We start from the raw sequence: 22,923 nt of genomic DNA, 5'->3' as shown, positions 1-22,923 counted from the left end.
GGTATGAAGAAACCTGAATTGTTAGTAACGCCAAGAGCGGTGGCGGATATCGAACTTCTTGCGAAAGCAGGAGCAGATGCGGTAATGATCGGTGAGCAAAAGTTTGGTTTACGTTTAGCAGGGGAGTTTTCACGTGAAGATGTAAAACAAACTGTGAAGATTGCACATGAAAATGGTGTGAAAGTATACGTAGCCATGAACGCTATGTTCCACAACGATAAGGTAGAAGAATTAACAGATTACGTTTCATTTTTAAATGAAGTAAATGTAGATGCAATTGTTTTCGGAGATCCAGCAGTATTAATGGCTGTTCGCGAAGTAGCGCCAAATATGCAGTTGCACTGGAATACAGAAACGACAGCAACAAACTGGTTCACTTGTAATTACTGGGGACAAAGAGGAGCGAAGCGCGCTGTATTAGCTCGTGAGCTGAGCTTAGATGAAATTGTTGATTTAAAAGAAAATGCTGAAGTGGAACTAGAAGTACAAATTCACGGTATGACTTGTATGTTCCAATCGAAGCGTTCATTAGTAGGAAACTACTTTGAGTATCAAGGACGTAATCTTGACATTGAAAAGAAAAAATATGAAGAGAATATGTTCTTATATGATCCAGAGCGTAACAATAAATATCCAATTTATGAAGATGAAAATGGTACTCACATTATGAGTCCGAACGATATTTGTTTCATCGATGAATTAGAGGAACTAATCGAAGCTGAAGTTGATAGCTTAAAAATCGAAGGTGTACTAAAAAGCTCTGAATACATTATTGAAGTAACGAAGAAATATCGTCAAGCGATTGATTTATGCGTAGAAAATCGTGATGCATATTATGACGTGAAAGATGATTTATATAAAGAAATAGAAGAAATGCAACCAGTAAATCGTCCGTTAGATACAGGATTCTTCTTTAAAGAAACGGTTTACTAAACGAGGAGGGTGTAGGAAATGACTGTACAAGAAATTTCACGAGTGATCGATGGCAAACGTGTTATTGTGAAGAAACCTGAACTGTTAATCCCTGCGGGTAACTTAGAAAAATTAAAAGTAGCTATCCATTACGGGGCAGATGCTGTATATTTAGGTGGACAAGAATTTGGTCTTCGTTCGAATGCAGGTAATTTTACGCTAGAAGAAATGGCAGAAGGCGTTGAGTTTGCAAAGAAGTATGGAGCAAAAATATACGTAACAACAAATATCTTTGCACATAATGAAAATATGGACGGGCTAGAGGAATATTTAAAAGGGATTGAAAAAGCTGGCGTAACGGGAATTATCGTTGCTGATCCGCTTATCATTGAGACTTGTAAACGTGTAGCGCCTTCTGTTGAGGTGCATTTAAGCACACAGCAATCACTATCCAACTGGAAAGCAGCACAGTATTGGAAAGAAGAGGGTTTACATCGTCTTGTATTAGCTCGTGAAGCAAGCTATGAAGAAATGAAAGAAATTAAAGAAAAAGTGGATATTGAAATTGAAGCATTCGTCCATGGTGCAATGTGTATCGCATATTCAGGAAGATGTACATTAAGTAACCATATGACAGCGCGTGACTCTAATCGTGGCGGTTGTTGCCAATCTTGCCGCTGGGATTATGATTTAGTTCAAACAGTATCACAACATAAAGATGCAAAAGAGCTTCCTCTATTCCAAGAAGAAGATGCTCACTTTGCGATGAGTCCAAAAGATTTAAATTTAATTTTATCAATTCCGAAAATGATTGAAATTGGAATCGATAGCTTAAAGGTAGAAGGACGTATGAAATCAATCCATTACGTAGCGACTGTAGCAACTGTATATCGTAAAGTAATTGATGCTTATTGTGCGGATCCAGATAACTTTGAGTTTAAACAAGAATGGTTAGATGAGCTTGATAAATGTGCAAATCGTGATACAGCTCCTGCATTCTTTGAAGGGGTTCCAGGACATCAAGAGCAAATGTTTGGAAATCATAGTAAGAAAACAACGTATGATTTTGCTGGTTTAGTGTTAGATTATAATGAAGAAACGGGCATCGTAACGATTGAGCAACGTAATCATTTCAAACCAGGACATGAAGTGGAGTTCTTTGGACCAGAAATAGAAAACTTTACGCAAACGGTGGAGAAAATTTGGGATGAGGATGGAAACGAATTAGATGCAGCGAGACATCCGTTGCAAATCGTGAAATTCAAAGTGGATCAACGAGTGTATGTGAATAATATGATGCGCAAAAGCATACTTCAATAAGAAAGAGTGATAGTCGAATGGGGACGAATAAGCCTGTTGTAATTGGAATTGCTGGTGGTTCGGGATCAGGTAAAACGAGTGTAACGAAAGCGATTTTTGACCATTTTAAAGGTCATTCTATTTTAATCTTAGAGCAAGATTATTATTACAAAGATCAAAGCCATTTACCAATGGAAGAGCGTTTAAAAACAAATTATGATCATCCGCTTGCGTTTGATAATGATCTGTTAATTGAACATTTGCAGCAGTTGCTTGCATATGAGCAAATTGATAAGCCTGTATATGACTATACATTGCATACACGTTCAGAAGAAATTATTCCAGTTGAGCCGAAAGATGTAATTATTTTAGAAGGAATTCTTATTTTAGAAGACCCACGTCTTTGCGAGTTAATGGACATTAAATTATTCGTTGATACGGATGCTGACCTTCGTATTCTGCGCCGCATGCAGCGTGATATTAAAGAGCGCGGTCGTACGATGGATTCAGTTATTGATCAGTACGTAAGTGTTGTACGTCCAATGCACAATCAATTTATTGAGCCTTCTAAGAAATTTGCGGATATTATTATCCCTGAAGGTGGACAAAACCATGTTGCAATTGATATTATGGTGACAAAAATTGCAACAATTCTTGAACAAAAAGTAAATTTGTAATAGCATAGTAAAAGATATACGGTAGGAAGGGATTTTTTCCCTTCCCATCGAATACAATGAAACATGCAACCTCATCTATATATAGGTGAGGGCATATTTATATCAACTTTCCATACATATCTTCTTTATATAAAGAAGAATTGGAAATACGGGGTTGTATGTGACAACTCCGCTAGTGCAAGGGTACTAGAAACCTCCGCTAACAATGGAAGCGGAGGAGTTTTCATATGGAACTCCTCTTTTTTTCGGGGGATTGGTATATAAAAGGAGTGGAAAATATGTCAACAGAAAAAACATACCCTATGACGCAAGAGGGTAAGCAAAAACTAGAGAACGAACTTGAGCAATTAAAAACAGTAAGACGTAAAGAAGTAGTAGAACGTATTAAAATCGCACGTAGCTTCGGGGACCTTTCTGAGAACTCTGAGTACGATGCAGCAAAAGATGAGCAAGCGTTCGTAGAAGGACGTATTACACAATTAGAAAATATGATTCGTAACGCAGTTATCATTAAAGATAATGGCGAAGTATCTACTGTTGTTACATTAGGTAAAACAGTAACATTTAAAGAATTACCAAACGGAGATGAAGAAGCGTACACAATCGTAGGTAGCGCGGAAGCTGACCCATTTGAAGGAAGAATTTCTAACGATTCTCCAATCGCAAAAAGCTTATTAGGTAAGCAAATTGGTGAGAAAGTAACAATCCAAACACCAGGCGGAGAAATGCAAGTAGAGATTGTCTCTGTAAAATAATAAAAAAATCACTCGTGTAAAAACGAGTGATTTTTTTATTTGTATAAAAGATGAAACACTCCGTCCAAACTATAATAGACGAGGTGTTTTTTTATGAAAATAAAACGGAGAATTACAATTGTTTTAATTTGTTTTATGGGCATTATGTTTTTATTGCTTTGTCGTTTAATTCAAATCCAAATTATAGATACAGAATCATTTACTAATCGTAAAATAAATTTAATTGAAAAAAGTGTTACGCAACGTACGCAATCCATTGCAGTAGACGATGGACGTGGGCAGTTTATAGATCGTAATGGTAAAGAAATAGGTGAGGAAAAGTATCCTGTTTTAATTGTTTTTCCATTTTTACAAATAAAAAATGACATGTTAGAGAAAATCGCGCATATCATTGGTGTGTCGAGACAAGAGATCAGAAGACAAATGAAAAATAAAAAAAATGCATTTATACTGCAAGGGGAAACTGCTCCATTTCGAGTGACACGAGAGCAGATGGAGAAGGTGAATCAATTACATGTACTAGGTATTGTAGCAGCTGAAGTGCGATTAAAACAAACTGGGGAGATAAATCATTTAATTGGTGATGTGGGGGAGAACGAAAGAGAATTTCAAAAGCGATATGGAGAAGTGAAAAAAATTTCAAAACAAACGCCGATAGGTATTTCAGGGTTACAGCAATCATTTGATGAATTTTTATTGACTGATGGAGAGGCAAAAGTATTGTATCAAGTAGATCGGCAAGGAGAACCAATTTTCGGAAAGCAAGCGAAATATACTTCACCAGGAAATCCATTTTACCCAGTTAGGATTCAAACTACTTTACATAAAGGATTGCAGCAAAAAGCAGAAGAAGTGATTGAAGCAAATGAAATAAAGAAGGGGGGATTAGTATTACTTGATGTAAAGACAAATGAAATATTAGCGATGGTCAGTAAGCCGTCTTTACAAGTAAGAGATAAGAATTTATATAAGACTACACTTGAAAATCAAATGTTAACGCCGCATTTTCCAGGCTCTGTTTTTAAAACAGTAGTTGCAGCTGCAGTCATTGATCAAAAAGTAAATTTGTTTAATCGGACATTTAATTGTAATAAAGATTTATATGGTGAAAACGACCCACAAGTTATGATGGGTACACTTAACTTCAAAGAGAGCTTTGCTAGGAGCTGTAACAGGGCATTTTCCGAGTTAGGTAACGAGCTATTACAAAAGGATAGGACGGTGCTAGAAACATATGTAGCAGCTTTAGGAGCACATGAAAAGGTTGGATGGAAAGGTTCTGTATTTCATACACCTCATTTTGAGCAAATGCCAGAAGAGAAAGGCACTACTATTTGGGGGAATGAAGAAAACAAAAATAGTAAAAAAGCGGCAGAGCAAACAGCGATTGGACAGAAAGATGTACGTATATCACCTCTAGCAATTGCAAATATGATGGCGACGATTGCGAGGAATGGAGAAAAAATGGAAGTGAAAGCTGTTGAAAAAATAGTATATAAAAATGGAGCGGATTTTTTTACATTTGAGAACCATACGTTACATGGAAAACAGCTTTCGTATGAAACAGTGAAAACATTACAAGAGTTATTAAGAGGCGTTGTAACAAGGGAGAAAGGAACAGGAACGGCATTCCGTTCGCTGCCGCTAAGTGTCGCTGGAAAATCCGGGACAGCGCAAACAGGGAAAGGGACGAGGGTGAATCGCTGGTTTGCAGGTTACTTTCCGTATGAGAATCCAAGATATGCTTTAGTTGTTGTTGATCTAGAGACTGATAACAAAGTGAATAAAGTCACACCTATTTTTAAAGATATGGTAAGAGAAATCTATCAATTGGAGAATGAAAAGTAATCTTGCAATTTATAGTGAATTGTTTTCATTTCATGAAAATATCATTGTAAATGTTCAACCTTTCTAGATTTAATGTTACAATAGCAATTAGGAAAAACTGCATGGAGGTTTGGAGAATGGCAGGAGGATCAAGATTCCAACAGAAACAACAAAAACGTCGTCAAAACGGTGTTTTAAATATTGCAATCGCTATTGTATTACTATTAGTAGCTATTGTAGCATATCAATTGTTCGTTCCTAGTACGAAAGAGCAAGCATCTTCTACTGATAAGAAAGTCTCTCAACAAACAACAAAGAATGAGAAAGCTGGAAAATCAGAAGATAAAGAATCTGCTAAGAAAAAAGAAAAAGAACAAGAGCAAGCAGAAGCTAAGCAAAAAGCTGAAGAAGAGAAGTTAAAGGCTGAGGAAGAAAAGAAAAAAGCTGAAGAAGAAGCGAAAGCTAACGAGAAAGTATCAGCTGAAAAAACTGTATCCAAGGCAAAAGAGGCTTACACAAAACCTTCTTGGAAAGCTGTAGGAACAGAACAAGGTTCATCACCAGCGATGACGTTTAAACAGGGGTCATCAGATTGGAATGAGATGCAAAATGCAATTGCTGCAGGTATTGAAGTACCGAAGGAGCAATTAGTATTCCATTTTGTTGGAAGAGACAAAACTGGAAAGAGCAAAGCTTATGGTGACGTTCAAGATAAGCAAAGTGGAAAAAGATATTACGTAAATATTGATTGGGTAGATAATGAGGGCTGGAAACCAGTACTTGTTCAAACTCTAAACTAAAAAAGAGAGGCTCCTTAGGAGCTTCTCTTTTTTAGTTAACGCAATTTCTTTAATTTAAAATGAACAACCGCGCTATAATACGGTCTTTTGCTTTCAGGATCCATAACCATTTGATGTGAGATGTGATGAACTTCAAGCATAAGTGCTTTATTATTATCGATTTGTTCACTAATTTTTCGTTCTAAAGAAGCTAAGTCTCCCGCTTCAAAAAATTCTACTTTATCTTCTAACATTTCAAAGGTAAATGACATGAAGACGGCCCCTCTCCTATGTAATCAACTATAGTGTAACAAAGAAAAGAAGGAAATACCATGTACATTTCAATTGACATTTTTAGAAAGAGGGAATATCATACTGATAAAACCGATAAGAAAAAGGGGAATTTTTATGGGCACAGAATTTAATGGTTTATTTGATGAGTGGGCTCATACGTACGACTCATTCGTACAAGGCGAAGATATACAATATAAAGAAGTTTTCGCCCATTATGAGAACATTCTAGAGGATGTAGTTAACAAGTCATTTGGTAATGTATTAGAATTTGGTGTCGGTACAGGTAATTTAACAAATAAATTATTACTTGCTGGCCGCACAGTTTACGGTATAGAACCGTCGCGTGAAATGCGTATGATTGCAAAAGAGAAATTGCCAAAAGAATTTTCGATTACAGAAGGTGATTTTCTTTCGTTTGAAGTCCCAAATTCAATTGATACCATTGTAAGCACCTATGCATTTCATCATTTAACAGATGATGAAAAAAATGTAGCGATTGCGAAGTATAGTCAATTGCTAAACAAAGGTGGTAAAATAGTGTTTGCTGATACGATATTTGCAGATCAAGATGCATATGATAAAACTGTTGAAACAGCAAAACAAAGAGGTTTCCATCAATTAGCAAACGATTTGCAAACGGAATACTATACACGTATTCCAGTTATGCAGACTATTTTTGAAAATAATGGCTTCCATGTAACGTTCACGAGATTAAATCATTTCGTTTGGGTAATGGAGGCAACTAAGCAATAGAAAGAGGGATTAGATTGAGAATTGCTGTAATTGGAGCAATGGAAGAAGAAGTACGTATTTTACGTGACAAATTAGAACAAGCAGAAACAGAAACGGTTGCAGGTTGTGAATTTACGAAAGGACTATTGGCAGGACATGAAGTAATCTTGTTAAAGTCTGGTATTGGTAAAGTAAACGCAGCGATGTCAACGACAATTTTATTAGAAAAATATAAGCCTGAAAAAGTAATTAATACTGGTTCAGCTGGTGGATTCCATCATTCTCTAAACGTTGGTGATGTAGTTATTTCGACTGAAGTTCGTCACCATGACGTAGATGTAACAGCATTTAACTATGAATATGGTCAAGTACCAGGAATGCCGCCTGGATTTAAAGCTGATGAGGCGTTAGTTGCATTAGCTGAGAAATGTATGCAAGCTGAAGAAAATATTCAAGTTGTAAAAGGTATGATTGCAACAGGCGATTCATTTATGAGTGATCCGAACCGCGTTGCAGCCATCCGTGATAAATTTGAAAATCTTTATGCGGTAGAAATGGAAGCAGCAGCTGTTGCACAAGTATGCCACCAATATGAAGTTCCGTTTGTTATCATTCGCGCACTTTCTGATATTGCTGGTAAAGAATCCAATGTTTCATTTGATCAGTTTTTAGATCAAGCAGCTCTTCATTCTACAAACTTTATCGTAAAAGTGTTAGAAGAGTTAAAGTAATGTAACAAAAAGGCAACTGTCTCATATAAAGAAAATACATACAGTTGCCTTTTCTTTATTGGCAAACAAGGGGGAGAACACGATGAATGTATATCGTGGAGTTCATGAGTTAATTGGTCATACACCAATTGTAGAAATTACTCGTTTTTCACTTCCGAAAGGGGTCCGCTTATTTGCAAAGCTTGAATTTTATAACCCAGGCGGAAGCGTTAAGGATCGTTTAGGAAGAGAATTAATCGAAGATGCGCTAGAAAAAGGGCTTGTTACCCAGGGTGGAACAATTATTGAACCGACTGCTGGGAATACTGGTATTGGACTGGCACTTGCAGCATTAGAACATGATTTACGTGTTATTGTTTGTGTACCAGAGAAATTTAGTATTGAAAAACAAGAATTAATGAAAGCACTAGGTGCAACGGTCGTGCATACACCGACTGAGCAAGGAATGACCGGTGCAATTGCAAAAGCAAAAGAATTAGTAAATGAAATACCGAATTCATACTCTCCAAGTCAATTTGCAAATGAGGCAAATCCTCGTGCATATTTTAAAACATTAGGTCCTGAACTGTGGGACGCATTGAATGGAGAGATTAACATATTTGTTGCTGGAGCAGGAACTGGCGGTACGTTTATGGGGACTGCATCTTATTTGAAAGAAAAAAATATAGATATTAAAACAGTTATCGTAGAGCCAGAAGGATCTATTTTAAATGGTGGTAAGGCTGGTTCACATGAGACCGAAGGAATTGGACTTGAATTTATCCCGCCATTTTTGAAGACATCTTATTTTGATGAAATTCATACGATTTCTGATCGAAATGCATTTTTACGAGTGAAAGAATTAGCGCAAAAAGAAGGACTTCTCGTTGGAAGCTCTTCAGGAGCAGCATTTCATGCGAGCTTACTTGAGGCAGAGAAGGCAGCGCCAGGTACAAATATTGTAACCATTTTTCCTGATAGCAGTGAGCGCTATTTAAGTAAAGACATATACAAAGGATGGGAATAAAAAATGAGAGCAAAGACAAAGTTAATTCATGGTATTCGCATAGGAGAACCTTCGACTGGATCTGTAAACGTACCGATCTATCAAACAAGTACGTACAAACAAGAAGCAGTTGGTAAGCATCAAGGATATGAATATTCACGTACAGGTAACCCAACACGTGCAGCTTTAGAAGAAATGATTGCCGTATTAGAAAACGGTCATGCTGGATTTGCATTTGGTTCTGGAATGGCTGCTATTACAGCAACAATTATGTTGTTCTCAAAAGGTGACCACGTTATTTTAACAGATGATGTTTATGGCGGAACGTACCGCGTTATTACGAAAGTATTAAACCGCTTCGGTATTGAGCATACATTTGTAGATACAACAAACTTAGAGGAAGTTGTAGAAGCGATTCGTCCAAATACGAAAGCAATTTATGTGGAAACACCAACGAACCCACTACTAAAAATTACTGATATTAAGAAAATATCTACTCTTGCTAAAGAGAAAGATTTATTAACAATTATTGATAACACATTCATGACGCCATATTGGCAGTCGCCGATTTCTTTAGGAGCAGACATTGTACTTCATAGTGCAACGAAATATTTAGGAGGTCATAGTGACGTAGTTGCAGGTCTAGTAGTTGTAAATAGCCCACAACTAGCAGAAGACCTTCACTTTGTACAAAACTCAACAGGAGGTATTCTTGGACCACAAGATAGCTTCTTACTACTTCGCGGTTTAAAAACATTAGGAATTCGTATGGAAGAACATGAAACGAATTCACGCGCTATTGCTGAATTTTTAAATAATCATCCAAAAGTAAATAAAGTATATTACCCAGGTCTTGAATCACATCAAAACCACGAATTAGCAACAGAACAAGCAAATGGATTTGGTGCTATTATCTCGTTTGATGTAGATAGTGAGGAAACATTAAATAAAGTACTTGAGAAACTGCAATACTTTACACTTGCTGAAAGCCTAGGAGCAGTAGAAAGTTTAATTTCTATCCCATCTCAAATGACACATGCATCAATCCCAGCAGATCGCCGTAAAGAATTAGGAATTACAGATACATTAATTCGTATTTCTGTCGGTATTGAAGATGGTGAAGATTTAATTGAAGATTTAGCACAAGCGCTAGCATAATAAAAATGCACTGCTAATGTGGAGCAGTGCATTTTTATTATGTTAATTTGTGAAATATTTCACAAATTAGACATACACAAACGAAATGAATTCATGTATATTGAATTCATGAAATGTTATTCATAAATAAACTTGTGAAATATTTCACAAACAATGAGATTCATGTAGGACGGTAACTCTATTTTTTTTCGCTAATCGGGACTTATTATGACCTATAAGGACTTATAAAGACCGTGATAACAGAATAGGAGGAAATTTACATGGTAGTCAAAGAGAAAGTTGTAAATGAAATGCAAGAGGTAAAAGAGATGATTGATACGTTAGTAAATAACGGTCAACAAGCTTTACAAGCATTAGAAAGTTTTACACAAGAGCAGATTGACAACATTGTTCATGAAATGGCACTAGCGGGTGTTGATCAACATATGCCGCTTGCAAAATTAGCTGTTGAAGAAACAGGCCGTGGTGTCTATGAAGACAAATGCATTAAAAATATTTTTGCCACTGAATATATTTGGCATAGTATAAAGCAAGATAAAACGGTAGGAATTATTCACGAAGACCCTCATGAAGAAATAATAGAAATTGCAGAACCTGTCGGTGTAGTAGCTGGGGTAACGCCAGTAACGAATCCAACGTCGACAACAATGTTTAAAGCGTTAATTGCGATAAAAACGAGAAATCCAATTATTTTCGCATTTCATCCTTCTGCACAAAATTGTTCTGTTGCAGCAGCGAAAACCGTATATGATGCAGCAATGAAAGCTGGTGCACCAAAACATTGTATTCAATGGATTGAGAGACCGTCTGTTGAAGCGACAAAACAATTAATGAACCATGATGGTGTGGCGCTCGTTCTAGCAACTGGAGGCGCTGGTATGGTGAAATCAGCTTACTCTACTGGAAAACCAGCGCTAGGCGTTGGTCCTGGTAATGTACCGTGTTATATAGAAAAATCAGCACATGTAAAACGAGCTGTGAATGATTTGATTTTATCGAAAACATTTGATAACGGTATGATTTGTGCATCAGAACAAGCAATCATTGTCGATAAAGAAATCTATGATGATGTTAAAACAGAAATGATCGAAAACAATTGTTACTTTGTAACAGAAGAAGAAAGAAAAAAATTAGAAAAGCTTGTTATAAATGAAAATACATGTGCAGTAAATAGTGATATTGTAGGGAAATCAGCACAGTATATTGCCGAATTAGTTGGGCTTACTGTTCCTGAATATACAAAAATGCTTGTAGCTGAAATTCAAGGTATCGGAGCAGCATATCCGTTATCTCGTGAGAAACTGAGCCCAGTATTAGCTTGTGTGAAGGCAAATTCATTAGAAGAAGGACTTACATATTGCGAAGACATGTTAGACCTCGGCGGTTTAGGACATTCAGCGGTTATTCATTCTACAAATAAAGAAGTGCAAAAGCAATTTGGATTACGTATGAAAGCTTGCCGTCTCATTGTAAATGCACCTTCATCACAAGGTGGAATAGGGGATATATATAACGGATTTATTCCGTCACTTACACTTGGTTGTGGTTCATACGGAAAGAATTCAGTTTCCAAAAATGTAACGGCGACTCATTTATTAAATATAAAAAGGCTGGCAGATAGAAAAAAGAATATGCAGTGGTTCAAATTGCCACCAAAGATTTATTTTGAAAAACATGCTACAGCGTATTTAGCAAATATGCCTAACATTTCACGCGCATTTATTGTAACGGATCCTGGAATGGTTGAACATGGCTATGTCGATACAGTCGCGCACTATTTACGCAAGCATGCAAATGATGTGAAAGTTGAAGTTTTCTATGAGGTCGAACCAGATCCATCAGATGAAACTGTCTTTAAAGGTGCGGAAATGATGAGAAGCTTTCAGCCAGATGTAATTATCGCACTTGGTGGTGGTTCAGCTATGGATGCAGCAAAAGGGATGTGGTTGTTCTATGAGTATCCAGAAACAACATTCTATGGCATTAAACAGAAGTTTTTAGATATAAGAAAACGCACATGTAAATACCCAGAATTAGGAAATAAGGCACAGTTTGTTGCGATTCCAACAACATCAGGAACAGGATCAGAAGTGACACCATTTGCGGTTATTACAGATAAGAAAAATAATATAAAGTATCCGCTCGCAGATTATGAATTAACACCAGATGTAGCAATTGTTGATCCACAATTTGTAATGACAGTACCACCACATGTAACAGCAGATACTGGTATGGATGTTTTAACACATGCAATTGAGGCGTATGTTTCTGTTGTGGCAAATGACTATACAGATGGATTAGCATTAAAAGCTATTGATCTCGTATTCAAATATTTACCAAGAGCATATAAAGATGGAAATGATGAAGAAGCACGAGAAAAAATGCATAACGCTTCTGCAATTGCAGGGATGGCATTTGCAAATGCTTTCCTCGGTATTAATCACAGCTTAGCACATAAGATTGGACCAGAATTCCATATTCCGCACGGATGCGCAAATGCCATTCTAATGCCGCACGTAGTCCGCTATAATGCTATTAAGCCAAGAAAACACGCATTGTTCCCAAAATATGAGCACTTTGTGGCAGATGAACGCTATGCACATATAGCGAGAATGCTCGGGCTTCCAGCAAGTTCGGTAGCAGAAGGGGTGGAATCACTCGTCCAAGCAATTATTGAGCTTGGAAAAAGCTTAAATATTAATATGAGTATTGCAGGACAAGGAGTAGATAAAGAGCAATTTGAAGAGGTTGTTGGAGTATTAGCAGAAAGAGCTTTTGAAGATCAATGTACAACTGCTAATCCAAAGTTACCGCTTATTTCAGAGCTGAAAGAAATTTATATGGAAGCATATAAATGTGAGTAATGGTTATGAAAGAGCCGCAGTAAAGCGGCTCTTTTTTTGTTGGAAAACATCTCCCTGAATGGCTGTATTTACTGGTCTTTCAGTTTCATAGAATATGATACAGTGAAATAGAGGAGTGAGAATATAATGAAAGAATTACAAGGAAAAATAGAAGATTATACTCGGTTCGGACAAATTCTTCTAGCTGTAAGTACATTGTTAATGGTTGGCTTTTTGATTCCGAATGGAGCAAAAGAGACAATCCAATTTTTTGTTATGATGGGGAGCATCGTTATATTTTTAAGTTTATCGTTCTTTTTCTTTCAGCGTGTGAAAGTGATGCGTGACCAGCTAGAGGAAAATGAATGTGAATAACATTATTAACTAGAGCGCGGCGAAAAGAAAGAATCTTTTTGTCGCGCTTTTTGTTTTTTGAAGAAAAATGTATGCGTTTCATGTTGACAATGATAATCCTTATCAATTAAAGTAGAATAGTAGTTAATGATTATCATTATCAATTAGAGGTGAAGAAATGAAAAAATCTATTACGCTATTTACAGCGATTTTATCTATTTTTTTCTTGTTAATAGGTTGCAGTGCCAAAGGGGAAGAAAAAGCGTCTGCAACCAAAACAGAAAAAGGAAAAGAAAAAATCGAAATTACCGATCTGTCAGGGAGAAAGGTAACATTCGATAAAGTACCAGAAAGTTTTGCAACATTAAGTATGGGGGACATGGATATTATTCATGCTTTAGGTGGAAAAGTAGTAGGTCGTCCGGATACGAAATTAACTCTTCCAGAGGAGTTAAAGAAGGCAAAAGTAATCGGGAATGCACATCAACCGAATTTTGAGCAAATTGCTAGTTTAAAGCCCGATGTACTTGTTGCTAACAATGGATTCCAAAAGAACGTGCCAACGGTTGAAGGACAAGGAACGAAAGTAATCATTTCTTCTGCGAATTCTGTACAAGATATTCAAAAGAATATTGAATTATATGGAACGGCAATGAAGAAAGAAGATAAAGCAAAAGAACTTAATCAAAAAATCAATAATCAAATGAAGAAATATGAGAAAAAGAGCGATGTGAAAGCATTGCTAGTGTATGGTGCACCAGGTACTTATTTAGCGGCATTACCAACATCTTTATCAGGTGATATTTTAGAAAAAACAGGCGGAAAAAATATTGCTTCTGATTTTCCAGAAATGAAAGAATATCCGCAATATGCACAGCTAAGTGTAGAACGTATTATTGAGGCGAATCCAGATGTGATTTATTTAATTACACACGGAGATCCAACAAGTGTGAAAAAAGCATTCGAAGGCGAAATGATGAAAAATGAAGCGTGGAAAAATTTAGATGCAGTAAAACAAAACCGCGTAGTTATTTTGCCACCTAATTTATTTGGATCTAATCCTGGGACAAAAGTTACAGAAGCAATGGACTTTATGTATAAAAGTATACAAGATGTAAGGAAATGATACGTATGGAAAGTAGTGAAGTAGTAAGAGAAAAGGAACATCCTTTTGCGAAAAAAAGATGGATAATAGCAGTTACTTTAGTTGTATTAACAATCCTAGGCCTCTTTTACGGTCTTTTCGCAGGAAGTTTATCCTTTTCTGTACGAGACATTCTAACAGGTATACAAGATGAGGGTTCGACAGTACATCGAATTGTATGGGATCTTCGCATACCGAGAGTGCTCGTTGGGTTTATAGTAGGAACATGTTTAGCTGCATCTGGTACACTTCTGCAAGGGGTTATGAGAAACCCTCTTGCAGATCCTGGTATTATCGGAGTTTCATCTGGGGCAGGCCTTGTAGCAATTGTCATCATGATTTTATTCCCACAGCATCTAGCTTTTTTACCACTAGGGGCGTTTTTAGGAGCTTTCATAACAGCGATGGTTATTTATGCTTTATCATGGCAAAAAGGGGCACCACCTTCAAGAATCGTCTTAGTAGGGGTGTCGATCAATGCATTAATTGGTGCAGCAACGTCAGCATTAATGTTATTACATAGTGACAAAGTACAATCCGTGTTACCGTGGCTAGCGGGTGGTATTGGTGGTGTAAGTTGGGCACATTTAAACATGATTATTTATTATGCAATATTCGCCATTATATTAGCTTTCTTTGGTATTAAGCATATTCGAGTGTTAATGCTTGGAGATGAAATGGCAAAGTTATTAGGACATAACGTGGAAAAAAGTCGGTTTTATTTAATCGTAGTAAGTACATTATTAGCTGGAATTGCAGTAAGTGTATCTGGTCTTATTGGATTTGTCGGTCTTGTCGTACCACATATGCTACGTTTATTAGTTGGAAATGATTATAGATATTTGCTACCTTTATCATGCCTTGGTGGCGGTGTATTACTTGTTTTTGCGGATGCAATAGCTCGAAGTTGGTTCGATCCAATCGAATTGCCTGTTGGTATTTTACTGTCCTTCTTAGGTGGTCCGTTCTTCTTATATTTAATTCATAGAGGAGGAAAACAACGTGATTTCCGTTAACAAAGTGTTTTACGCACACTCTGAAAGATTTCAAATGCAAAATATGAATGTACATATTAAGGCTGGGGAAATCGTTAGTTTAATTGGTCCGAATGGATCGGGAAAATCTACTTTGCTTCGTTTAATAGCAAGGCTACTGAAACAAAGCGAAGGGGACATCATTTTAGATGGGAAAAACATTCATATGATGAAGAGTGCTGATGTAGCGAAGCAATTAGCAATGTTACCACAAATGCATGATCATCAATTAGATTTAACAGTGAAAGAACTAATTGAGTTCGGAAGAGGTCCACATAAATCATGGAGTAGCCGCTTAAATAAAGAAGATGAAGAAATTGTTGATTGGGCATTGTCTGTTACAAATCTTGAAGGGTATGAATATCGTCTTTTACATTCTTTATCAGGAGGGGAACGGCAACGTGCTTGGATTGCCATGACGCTAGCGCAACGTACAAATGTCTTATTATTGGATGAACCAACAACCTTTTTAGATATCGTTCACCAGTTGGAAGTAATGGAACTTGTGAAACGATTAAATGAGGAGTTTGGAATGACAATTATAATGGTTTTACATGACATTAACCAAGCTGCTCAATATAGCGATCGTTTACTCGTATTAAAGCGAGGAAAGATTCAGTATGATGGTATACCAGAAGAAGTGCTATGCCATGAAATGTTTCAACATGTATTTGGCATAGATGTAGATATCTTTCAAGGAAGTGACAAGCCGTTTTTTACACCGAAACGAATTTCTAAAAGGGGAGAAGAGCGATGCAAACAGAAGAGCGTATTACCACTGAATTAGTAAGAGAATTTGTTATGGCAGCTCACGGGGATTTAGAGAAAGTACAAGAGCTATTGGTTGAATCGCCAAGCTTACTTCACGCCTCTTATAATTGGGGTGGATCAGATTGGGAAAGTGCGTTAGGGGCATCGGCACATGTAGGTCGTAAAGATATTGCTCTTTATTTACTAGAAAAGGGTGCTCGGATGGATATTTTTGCAGCAGCTATGCTTGGTGAATTAGAAGTTGTACAAGCTATTTTAGTAGCTCAACCAGAAGCATTGCGTGCATCTGGTCCTCATGGCATTTCTCTTCTTCAGCATGCACGAATGGGTGGAGAGAAATCTAAGCGTGTATATGATTATTTAGCAATACTATCTTAATGAACTAAGGAAGTTCTTATGTGCGGTAAACTTTTCACTTGACACAATTGAAAAGTTTACCGCCCGTTAGAACGGGATAAGTATCTAGTATATTTGAAAATCCTACACCCCCTCAACTGTAGTTTTCTTAATACTAGTTATGATATGGATGCAGTAGACAAAATTTGTCTACTGCTTTTTTTAGTCGTTGAGAATGAATATTCTGTATTTTATTGTGGGTTCATTTATCCCGCTATTTGCGGGCAGTAAGACTCCCGCCTCAAAATTCAGCTAGAGCAAAGAAGTTAGAAGGGAGATCCACTGCCCGTAAACGCTCGATTGGTGAGGGCTGATAATCAGTGGGGGTGAATAAAATTCCCCACTGATTAAAGTTTCACTTTATAATTAATAGTAACATTTCGTATGCAAACAAAACATGATCGTGAAATTAAGAACAAATTAGTGGAAAGGAGTGCAGGCATGTTTCATACAGATCGTTTACAAATTCGCAAATATACAATGGATGATTTACAGTTCTATGCTTCACTATGGGGGAACGAGAAGGTAATGCGCTATATTGGAAATGGGACGTTAAAAACATATATACAGTGTAAAAAAAGTTTGGAGGAGTGGGTCATTCCTAGCTATAAAAACGGTCTCGGTTTATTTGTATTGATTGAAAAGGAAACGGGAACAAGAATTGGTCATGCAGGGCTGGTAAAGCAGCAGATTGATGGAAAAGAGGAAATTGAAATTGGTTATTGGTTACTTCCTCAGTATTGGGGAAAAGGGTATGCAAAAGAAGCGGCGGCAGCATTTCGAGACTACGGTTTCCAAGCATTACGAATGAATAAATTAATTTCTCTCATTAACCCGAATCATCCCGCCTCAATATTTGTTGCTAGAAAGACAGGGCTCAGCTATGAGAAAACAACTTTATTTCATGGGATGGATGTTCTTGTTTATTCCATTAAACGCGTCGGATGAAAAATTACTTTTTTAAAGGTAAATTGCATTTTTTGAAGAATGGTATATGAAAATAAAGGGGGGATTACATGTACATTTATCATAATGGACTTATTATTCGTGAGGGAACGAGTAGCGTACCAGCATATGCAATTAAAGCATTGTTTGAAGATGCCGGTTGGAGTAATGATAATATCCCTTCTTGGCAAATTGAAAAATTTACGATAGCATTTGAAAATTCAACATGGGCTTTCACAATTTGGGATGAAGAAGAGATGATTGCAATGGTTAGGGTCATTTCGGATGGAATTATGATCGCGAACATAGTAAATTTAGTTGTGAAGTGTGAATATAGAGGGAAGGGATTAGGTAAGAAGCTTGTAGCTCTTTGTTTGCAAAAACTTCCCCACGGTGACTGGTTTGCGCATACATCTGCGAACAATTTTGATTTTTATAGAAGTTGTGGATTTGAAGTTAGAGAGCTATCGAGAAATGGAACATGTGCGTACTATGGATATCAAGTCGCGAAAAGAGATGGTCACCGATAAATGAACGGAAAGTAAAAAAGTATAGCGAGGTAATTTTGAGACTTTTGATAATAGAGAATGGATTGAGGCTCTTTTTATGATAAAATGAAAGAAAATTCCGTTTATTATTAGGGGGATAAAAATGAGTATAAAAGTTGGGGATGTATTTAAATATGAAAGAAGATTTACTGAGGAGGAAGTTTTTGAATTTGCAAATATTACAGGTGATAAAGGTAGACACCATATGGAATACGATGAAAACGGAAGACTAATGGTTCATGGTTTATTGACTGCTAGTATCGGAACAAAGGTGGGCGAAGAGTTACATTACATAGCAAGAGAATTAGTAAGTGAGTTTATTAGACCAGTTTTTACAGGAGATACGATCACTTGTGAATTAACTTTAACAAATATTGAGCAAATGGAAGGTTATAAAAAAGTTTCAATCGAGTCAGTTTATCGCAATCAGCATGAAAAGACGGTACTAGTTGGGACAAGTTATGGAATTATAAGGGGATAAAAAAAGAAGCCTGTTAATCAGGCTTCTTTTTTATTATTTAGTAAACACGTTTTCGATTTTCCGCATAACTAGAGATAAGTAATAATGCAGTTTCTTCTCCTATATTACGAACAATATGAGGAACGCATGCATTCCATGAGAAAGAATCACCTTCTTCTACAATTGCAATATCTTCACCGTGCTGAACTTCTAGTTTTCCACGTAATACAAGGTGACATTCTTCCCCTTCATGGGCATTTGGTGAGTTTTCTTTCGGGAATCCAGTAGGGATTTCTACTAAAGATAGGCGAAGCCCCCCTTGCTCCGCAACATGCTCAATTCTTTGCTCATCTTTGCCGTATACACTGTATTTCCGTTCTTCTTTTTTGACAATTTTTAAGCGATCTTTTTGTTCTAATAATAAATAGGGAAGGGGAACATTTAAAAAATTGGAGATCGTTTCTAAAGTTGAGATAGATGGTGATGTCTTATTATTTTCAACCTGACTCATAAAGCCTTTAGAAAGACCTGTTCCCTCACAAATTTGTGCAATTGTTATGCCTCTACGTTGACGAATTTCACGTATTGCAGAACCAATATTCATAAAATCAAGCTCCTTTTTGTAAACAACTATTTGTATCATAGCAAAAAAAATATATTTTTTCCCAGTGAAAATGAATTGACGAATAAAAAAAATTAGTGTATGTTTTGTGATGTAAATAAAAGTTTTGTATAAGGAAACTATAAAGGAGAGAATGAAATGAATCAACATATTGGTAACTTAATTATTCGTATCGTGTTAGGGGTAACATTCTTCATGCACGGTTTAACAAAATTCCAATCAGGAATTGACAATATTGCAGGGTGGTTTACAAGCATTGGTTTACCAGGAGGACTTGCATACGGTGTAGCAACATTTGAATTAGTTGGAGGTCTATTATTAATTCTAGGTTTAGGTGTAAGATATATTGGATTATTATTTGCACTTGTTATGGTTGGAGCAATCGTAAAAGTGAAATGGTCAGCTGGTTTATTGGGAGATGGAAAAAATCCTGGTTTCGAATTAGAACTTGCATTATTAGCAATGGGTGCATACTTATTTGTTGCAAAAGCTGATGGTTTTGTAGATAATTTCTTAAAAGAAAAAATGTCAAAGAAGAACTAATTTAAATGGGGGGGCTAACAAGATGAGTTTTCAACTTCATCCCGATACAACACTTGATGTTGTTCATTTATACGTATCTAATGTAAAGAAATCACTAGAGTTTTATACGGAAGTACTAAGTATGAAGGTGCTAAAAGAAGAAGAAGCAGTTGTTACATTTGGGAATGAAAATGATGAACCACTTCTTATCATTGAAGAAAAGAAGGAAGCCTTTCCGAAGCAAAGAGGAAGAACAGGGTTATATCATTACGCAATTTTATTACCAAATAGACAGGATTTAGCGAATGTTCTTCGTCATCTTGTAGAAATGGTATATCCGCTACATGGCGGAGCCGATCATTACTTTAGTGAAGCCCTTTATTTAGCTGATCCAGATGGAAACGGAATTGAAATTTATCATGATCGACAAAAAGAAGTTTGGCGTGATGAGAATGGAGAACTCCCATTTGTTAGTAACCCGTTAGCTGGTGAAGAATTATTACAGCAAGGAAGTACATGGAGTGGATTTCCAGCTGGTACTGTGATGGGGCATATTCATTTCCATGTAGCTGATTTAGAGGAAGCGAAACGTTTCTATGTTGATGGTCTTGGTTTTGAAGTAACGATCCCAGCTCGTAATGGAGCGTTGTTCGTATCTGCAGGTGGTTATCATCACCATATCGGTTTAAATACATGGCAAGGTGAAGGGGTACCACCGCAAATGCCAGGTTCCATTGGTTTGAAATATTTCACAATTGTACTAGTGGATGAAAAACAAAAAGAGCAAGTATGTGAAAGCTTAAAAAATATTGGCAAGATTGCTACGTACAAAGATGGAATATTACAAGTCGAGGATCCATTTGGACATTGTATCCATTTCAAAATAAAAGGAGAAGCCTAAAAAGGCTTCTCTTTTTTATTTTCTTATAATTGCTTTTTCGTTTTGTAAAAATAGCTCATCAAATTGTTTTGCAAGCTCAAAATCTAGTTTCGTTAAACCTTTTGCATTCCAAGATGACAAAGTAATAATAACTGCTTTATACTGGATAAGGATAAATGGATGGTGATTATGTTCTTCTGATAGTTTGGCGGCTTCAGAGACAAATTCGACTCCTTTTAAGTAGTCGGAAAACATATATTTTCGTTCAATCCATTTCTCATCTTTTACCATCCATTTATCTACCTTCAATAATTCCTCGTGAACTTCTTCTTCAGTTAATCGTAGCATCATTTTTCACATCCTTTACTGGAAGTAACGCAAGACCATTGTTAATAAGGCGTGTTACAGCTTCGTCAGTTGTGAAAGTAGAAAGTTGTTGTAGTAATGCTGCTGATGTTTCATGCCCTTTGTTATGCTCTAAAAGTAACTCTAATACTTCAAGGCGCAGCAACCATTCTTTCGCATAAAATTTATTTAATACTTCTTGAATTGCTACTAATTGATCGATATGAGCGTCGTGTAAAATCCCCTCACTTCGAATATCTCGCACTGTTTGATACATACGTTCAAGTTCATTCAGTACAAGTGGAGCAGGAATTTCTTGAACTTCTTCATCCATTGGGAAAAATGCTGCGGCATCTGCGGCACCTGGGAATACTGAAGTGATTTGTGAGCCAACAGCCATATCAAATGCGCCCCATGAAGCATCAAATAAGACGCGGGCGTTATAAGTAACTGTGCAATCGATAAAGGAAATAAGAGCAATTTTCGTATCGTTTTTTACAATATCTGTTACTGTTCCTTTTACATGAATACCACTTGCAAAAGTAAACGCAGCGATATTTCCAATTGTAATTCCTAATGATTGTAGTTGTTCGTCTGTGCAATTTTCTAATGCAATATTTTCAGTGAGTAATCCAATCGGTGTTCCAAATCCGTCACTGTGTACAGAAGTAGAATGATTTGCTAACTGTTTATTATGAAGCGCTAATGCCGTTGGCGAATTTGTTCGCATGTAAATTAATTCACCTGCATCGTTTTTAATTGTCTCGCTAAATGTACCTGTAATTTGTAATCCACTATTTAGCTCAGCTGTTGCATAGTTCTCAGAGCGAATTGCTTTTTCTAAACCTTCTTTTCCACCTGTTTTAAAGGCCATTGTTTTAGAAAATGTTTCAAGCGCATCTGTTAGCTCTTCAAAGGATTCACAAACAAATAGTTGTGGTTGCATTTTTGTTACGTCATAAGTTGTCCCTGTACATGCTTCAATAGAAAATGGAACTTTTTCTACAGCGTCTGTTAAGCAATGTTTGCTTTCGCCAACAGAAGAAAGGAGACCAGCACCATATATTTTTGGATCATCTATGTTTCCAATCAATCCGTATTCTACTGTCCACCAGAAAAGACGTGAAATTTGTTCAGCTTCTGATAAACCAGAAACTAAGTTTTGTTTTTCAATTACAGCATTTTCAGCAGCCTTAACTTCATCAGGAGTAGAATTAGGGCTTTCTTTTACTATTGTTAATGTACGAACAGCTTCAAATGCATCATGTTCTTCTTTTGTAGAGAAAGCTTTTGCACCAATTTGCCCAAAACGTTTCACATATTTTGCATATGTAGGATCAAGTAAAATCGGTGCGTGTCCTGCGGCTTCGTGTACGATATCTGGAGCTGGTGTGTACTCGATATTTTCTACTTTCCGAATATCTGTTGCGATCGGTAGTAGTCCGTGTCCTTGAAAATCGAAGAATGCTACGCCGGGAATAAGTCCGTCAATCGTTACAGCGCCCCAGCCACTTGGTGCCAAACACTCATTCATGTCTTCTACTTTTGGAATTGCATCTATATTAATACCAGATGATTGTAGTCCGTTCACATAGGCTGGATGAGCAACGTCTTTTAAGAAGCTATGATTTTGTCTCATAATATAACGCCACACAGCGTGATTCACCGGTGTGTATTGATCATAATGTTGTGTGGATACGAATGGTTTTAAATGCGATGGAATTTCTGTTTTCTTTGTCATTTAGACATCCTCCTTTTTTTCAATAAAATTGAATATTGATTTCGTATAGCTTGTATCACCTCCTTTCATTTTTTGTAAGCGCTTATAAAATTTTATCATAAGATTCGGAATTATTTAACATTTGTTTCTGTGAGAAATAGAAAAAGCCCCTATCGGAAAATCCGATAGG

The 22,923-nt window shown here is 36.6% G+C and carries 25 protein-coding genes and 1 other annotated feature (1 of these 26 cut by a window edge); of the genes, 21 read left to right on the top strand and 4 right to left on the bottom strand.

Annotated elements, in window-relative coordinates; translation table 11 throughout:
- Positions 1 to 3: 3 nt before the first annotated feature.
- The 6 genes from C4S65_RS08330 (at position 4) to C4S65_RS08305 (ending at position 6,270) form a co-directional block, all read left to right on the top strand.
- Complete coding sequence (locus C4S65_RS08330; RefSeq protein WP_000742794.1) at positions 4 to 933, top strand: peptidase U32 family protein; 930 nt, start codon at positions 4 to 6, stop codon at positions 931 to 933.
- A gap of 18 nt (positions 934 to 951) precedes the next feature.
- Positions 952 to 2,232, top strand: a complete 1,281-nt coding sequence (locus tag C4S65_RS08325) for a U32 family peptidase (protein ID WP_000217970.1) — start codon at positions 952 to 954, stop codon at positions 2,230 to 2,232.
- A 17-nt stretch (positions 2,233 to 2,249) separates the two neighbouring features.
- Complete coding sequence (gene udk, locus C4S65_RS08320) at positions 2,250 to 2,888, top strand: uridine kinase (RefSeq protein WP_000537079.1); 639 nt, start codon at positions 2,250 to 2,252, stop codon at positions 2,886 to 2,888.
- A 278-nt stretch (positions 2,889 to 3,166) separates the two neighbouring features.
- Complete coding sequence (gene greA / locus C4S65_RS08315) at positions 3,167 to 3,643, top strand: transcription elongation factor GreA (RefSeq protein ID WP_014894880.1); 477 nt, start codon at positions 3,167 to 3,169, stop codon at positions 3,641 to 3,643.
- 93 nt (positions 3,644 to 3,736) lie between these two features.
- Positions 3,737 to 5,491, top strand: a complete 1,755-nt coding sequence (locus tag C4S65_RS08310) for a penicillin-binding transpeptidase domain-containing protein (RefSeq protein WP_086407253.1) — start codon at positions 3,737 to 3,739, stop codon at positions 5,489 to 5,491.
- A gap of 116 nt (positions 5,492 to 5,607) precedes the next feature.
- The gene (locus C4S65_RS08305; protein ID WP_000897100.1) at positions 5,608 to 6,270 is read left to right on the top strand and encodes a YrrS family protein; all 663 of its coding nucleotides are present in this window, start codon (positions 5,608 to 5,610) and stop codon (positions 6,268 to 6,270) included.
- 35 nt (positions 6,271 to 6,305) lie between these two features.
- Here the strand turns inward: C4S65_RS08305 and C4S65_RS08300 are convergent, their stop codons facing one another.
- On the bottom strand, positions 6,306 to 6,521 hold the full coding sequence (locus tag C4S65_RS08300) for a YrzA family protein (RefSeq protein ID WP_000010984.1): 216 nt from the start codon (positions 6,519 to 6,521) through the stop codon (positions 6,306 to 6,308).
- Positions 6,522 to 6,657: 136 nt separating this feature from the next.
- Between C4S65_RS08300 and C4S65_RS08295 the strand changes: the two genes are divergently transcribed.
- The 13 genes from C4S65_RS08295 to C4S65_RS08230 all read left to right on the top strand — a co-directional run bounded on the left by C4S65_RS08295 (position 6,658) and on the right by C4S65_RS08230 (position 18,665).
- On the top strand, positions 6,658 to 7,296 hold the full coding sequence (locus C4S65_RS08295; protein WP_000536331.1) for a class I SAM-dependent methyltransferase: 639 nt from the start codon (positions 6,658 to 6,660) through the stop codon (positions 7,294 to 7,296).
- Between the two features lie 14 nt (positions 7,297 to 7,310).
- On the top strand, positions 7,311 to 8,006 hold the full coding sequence (gene mtnN / locus C4S65_RS08290; RefSeq protein WP_001217025.1) for a 5'-methylthioadenosine/S-adenosylhomocysteine nucleosidase: 696 nt from the start codon (positions 7,311 to 7,313) through the stop codon (positions 8,004 to 8,006).
- Between the two features lie 82 nt (positions 8,007 to 8,088).
- Positions 8,089 to 9,012, top strand: a complete 924-nt coding sequence (locus C4S65_RS08285) for an O-acetylserine dependent cystathionine beta-synthase (protein ID WP_001103877.1) — start codon at positions 8,089 to 8,091, stop codon at positions 9,010 to 9,012.
- A gap of 3 nt (positions 9,013 to 9,015) precedes the next feature.
- Entirely contained in the window at positions 9,016 to 10,149 is a 1,134-nt protein-coding gene (locus tag C4S65_RS08280; RefSeq protein ID WP_001201921.1) for a bifunctional cystathionine gamma-lyase/homocysteine desulfhydrase, read from the top strand.
- A gap of 260 nt (positions 10,150 to 10,409) precedes the next feature.
- Positions 10,410 to 13,013 (top strand): bifunctional acetaldehyde-CoA/alcohol dehydrogenase, encoded by a 2,604-nt coding sequence (gene adhE / locus C4S65_RS08275; protein WP_103945181.1) that lies wholly within the window; start codon positions 10,410 to 10,412, stop codon positions 13,011 to 13,013.
- Positions 13,014 to 13,139: 126 nt separating this feature from the next.
- Positions 13,140 to 13,367, top strand: coding sequence for a YrhC family protein (locus tag C4S65_RS08270; protein WP_000661453.1), 228 nt, complete (start codon positions 13,140 to 13,142; stop codon positions 13,365 to 13,367).
- A gap of 157 nt (positions 13,368 to 13,524) precedes the next feature.
- On the top strand, positions 13,525 to 14,472 hold the full coding sequence (locus tag C4S65_RS08260) for an ABC transporter substrate-binding protein (RefSeq protein WP_000748479.1): 948 nt from the start codon (positions 13,525 to 13,527) through the stop codon (positions 14,470 to 14,472).
- A gap of 5 nt (positions 14,473 to 14,477) precedes the next feature.
- Positions 14,478 to 15,506 carry an iron ABC transporter permease gene (locus tag C4S65_RS08255; RefSeq protein ID WP_002082127.1) on the top strand — a complete coding sequence of 343 codons (1,029 nt, stop codon included), beginning with the start codon at positions 14,478 to 14,480 and terminating at the stop codon, positions 15,504 to 15,506.
- Entirely contained in the window at positions 15,493 to 16,311 is an 819-nt protein-coding gene (locus tag C4S65_RS08250) for an ABC transporter ATP-binding protein (RefSeq protein WP_000626530.1), read from the top strand. Before C4S65_RS08255 ends, C4S65_RS08250 begins: the two co-directional genes overlap by 14 nt.
- Positions 16,278 to 16,673: an ankyrin repeat domain-containing protein gene (locus C4S65_RS08245; protein WP_001192766.1), complete on the top strand. Its 396-nt coding sequence runs from the start codon at positions 16,278 to 16,280 to the stop codon at positions 16,671 to 16,673. Before C4S65_RS08250 ends, C4S65_RS08245 begins: the two co-directional genes overlap by 34 nt.
- 402 nt (positions 16,674 to 17,075) lie before the next feature.
- A complete protein-coding gene (locus tag C4S65_RS08240) occupies positions 17,076 to 17,639 on the top strand; it encodes a GNAT family N-acetyltransferase (RefSeq protein ID WP_003307847.1) in 564 nt (187 codons plus the stop codon).
- A gap of 68 nt (positions 17,640 to 17,707) precedes the next feature.
- Complete coding sequence (locus tag C4S65_RS08235; RefSeq protein WP_000276126.1) at positions 17,708 to 18,166, top strand: GNAT family N-acetyltransferase; 459 nt, start codon at positions 17,708 to 17,710, stop codon at positions 18,164 to 18,166.
- 121 nt (positions 18,167 to 18,287) lie between these two features.
- Positions 18,288 to 18,665, top strand: coding sequence for a MaoC/PaaZ C-terminal domain-containing protein (locus C4S65_RS08230; RefSeq protein WP_000025008.1), 378 nt, complete (start codon positions 18,288 to 18,290; stop codon positions 18,663 to 18,665).
- A 37-nt stretch (positions 18,666 to 18,702) separates the two neighbouring features.
- On the opposite strand, the gene C4S65_RS08225 is transcribed toward C4S65_RS08230, so the two are convergent.
- Positions 18,703 to 19,248, bottom strand: a complete 546-nt coding sequence (locus C4S65_RS08225) for an XRE family transcriptional regulator (RefSeq protein WP_001020693.1) — start codon at positions 19,246 to 19,248, stop codon at positions 18,703 to 18,705.
- A gap of 156 nt (positions 19,249 to 19,404) precedes the next feature.
- Here C4S65_RS08225 and C4S65_RS08220 point away from each other — a divergent pair, with 156 nt between their 5' ends.
- Together C4S65_RS08220 and C4S65_RS08215 are read left to right on the top strand one after the other, a co-directional pair.
- Positions 19,405 to 19,809, top strand: a complete 405-nt coding sequence (locus tag C4S65_RS08220; protein ID WP_001071553.1) for a DoxX family protein — start codon at positions 19,405 to 19,407, stop codon at positions 19,807 to 19,809.
- A 22-nt stretch (positions 19,810 to 19,831) separates the two neighbouring features.
- Entirely contained in the window at positions 19,832 to 20,689 is an 858-nt protein-coding gene (locus C4S65_RS08215; RefSeq protein WP_000009837.1) for a VOC family protein, read from the top strand.
- 15 nt (positions 20,690 to 20,704) lie between these two features.
- Here C4S65_RS08215 and C4S65_RS08210 read toward each other — a convergent pair whose 3' ends face one another.
- Together C4S65_RS08210 and C4S65_RS08205 are read right to left on the bottom strand one after the other, a co-directional pair.
- Positions 20,705 to 21,019, bottom strand: a complete 315-nt coding sequence (locus C4S65_RS08210; RefSeq protein ID WP_000979537.1) for a 4a-hydroxytetrahydrobiopterin dehydratase — start codon at positions 21,017 to 21,019, stop codon at positions 20,705 to 20,707.
- Entirely contained in the window at positions 21,000 to 22,754 is a 1,755-nt protein-coding gene (locus C4S65_RS08205; RefSeq protein WP_086407251.1) for an aromatic amino acid hydroxylase, read from the bottom strand. The genes C4S65_RS08210 and C4S65_RS08205 overlap by 20 nt, the downstream gene beginning before the upstream one ends.
- A gap of 163 nt (positions 22,755 to 22,917) precedes the next feature.
- Positions 22,918 to 22,923 (bottom strand) — a binding site (T-box leader) (it continues 222 nt past the right edge of the window).

The organism is Bacillus sp. ok061 (assembly GCF_900108285.1).
Classification (GTDB): Bacteria; Bacillota; Bacilli; order Bacillales; family Bacillaceae_G; genus Bacillus_A; species Bacillus_A thuringiensis_S.
The sequence above is the reverse complement of the archived record's forward strand: the minus strand, read 5'-3'. Positions and strand labels throughout refer to the sequence as shown.

What these genes read in the sequence shown, in the direction of transcription:
- C4S65_RS08330 (WP_000742794.1), top strand. Translation starts at nt 4, where the DNA reads ATGAAGAAACCTGAATTGTTAGTAACGCCAAGAGCGGTGGCGGATATC.
- C4S65_RS08325 (WP_000217970.1), top strand. Translation starts at nt 952, where the DNA reads ATGACTGTACAAGAAATTTCACGAGTGATCGATGGCAAACGTGTTATT.
- udk (WP_000537079.1), top strand. Translation starts at nt 2,250, where the DNA reads ATGGGGACGAATAAGCCTGTTGTAATTGGAATTGCTGGTGGTTCGGGA.
- greA (WP_014894880.1), top strand. Translation starts at nt 3,167, where the DNA reads ATGTCAACAGAAAAAACATACCCTATGACGCAAGAGGGTAAGCAAAAA.
- C4S65_RS08310 (WP_086407253.1), top strand. Translation starts at nt 3,737, where the DNA reads ATGAAAATAAAACGGAGAATTACAATTGTTTTAATTTGTTTTATGGGC.
- C4S65_RS08305 (WP_000897100.1), top strand. Translation starts at nt 5,608, where the DNA reads ATGGCAGGAGGATCAAGATTCCAACAGAAACAACAAAAACGTCGTCAA.
- C4S65_RS08300 (WP_000010984.1), bottom strand. Translation starts at nt 6,521, where the DNA reads ATGTCATTTACCTTTGAAATGTTAGAAGATAAAGTAGAATTTTTTGAA.
- C4S65_RS08295 (WP_000536331.1), top strand. Translation starts at nt 6,658, where the DNA reads ATGGGCACAGAATTTAATGGTTTATTTGATGAGTGGGCTCATACGTAC.
- C4S65_RS08285 (WP_001103877.1), top strand. Translation starts at nt 8,089, where the DNA reads ATGAATGTATATCGTGGAGTTCATGAGTTAATTGGTCATACACCAATT.
- C4S65_RS08280 (WP_001201921.1), top strand. Translation starts at nt 9,016, where the DNA reads ATGAGAGCAAAGACAAAGTTAATTCATGGTATTCGCATAGGAGAACCT.
- adhE (WP_103945181.1), top strand. Translation starts at nt 10,410, where the DNA reads ATGGTAGTCAAAGAGAAAGTTGTAAATGAAATGCAAGAGGTAAAAGAG.
- C4S65_RS08270 (WP_000661453.1), top strand. Translation starts at nt 13,140, where the DNA reads ATGAAAGAATTACAAGGAAAAATAGAAGATTATACTCGGTTCGGACAA.
- C4S65_RS08260 (WP_000748479.1), top strand. Translation starts at nt 13,525, where the DNA reads ATGAAAAAATCTATTACGCTATTTACAGCGATTTTATCTATTTTTTTC.
- C4S65_RS08255 (WP_002082127.1), top strand. Translation starts at nt 14,478, where the DNA reads ATGGAAAGTAGTGAAGTAGTAAGAGAAAAGGAACATCCTTTTGCGAAA.
- C4S65_RS08245 (WP_001192766.1), top strand. Translation starts at nt 16,278, where the DNA reads ATGCAAACAGAAGAGCGTATTACCACTGAATTAGTAAGAGAATTTGTT.
- C4S65_RS08240 (WP_003307847.1), top strand. Translation starts at nt 17,076, where the DNA reads ATGCAAACAAAACATGATCGTGAAATTAAGAACAAATTAGTGGAAAGG.
- C4S65_RS08235 (WP_000276126.1), top strand. Translation starts at nt 17,708, where the DNA reads ATGTACATTTATCATAATGGACTTATTATTCGTGAGGGAACGAGTAGC.
- C4S65_RS08230 (WP_000025008.1), top strand. Translation starts at nt 18,288, where the DNA reads ATGAGTATAAAAGTTGGGGATGTATTTAAATATGAAAGAAGATTTACT.
- C4S65_RS08225 (WP_001020693.1), bottom strand. Translation starts at nt 19,248, where the DNA reads ATGAATATTGGTTCTGCAATACGTGAAATTCGTCAACGTAGAGGCATA.
- C4S65_RS08220 (WP_001071553.1), top strand. Translation starts at nt 19,405, where the DNA reads ATGAATCAACATATTGGTAACTTAATTATTCGTATCGTGTTAGGGGTA.
- C4S65_RS08215 (WP_000009837.1), top strand. Translation starts at nt 19,832, where the DNA reads ATGAGTTTTCAACTTCATCCCGATACAACACTTGATGTTGTTCATTTA.
- C4S65_RS08210 (WP_000979537.1), bottom strand. Translation starts at nt 21,019, where the DNA reads ATGATGCTACGATTAACTGAAGAAGAAGTTCACGAGGAATTATTGAAG.
- C4S65_RS08205 (WP_086407251.1), bottom strand. Translation starts at nt 22,754, where the DNA reads ATGACAAAGAAAACAGAAATTCCATCGCATTTAAAACCATTCGTATCC.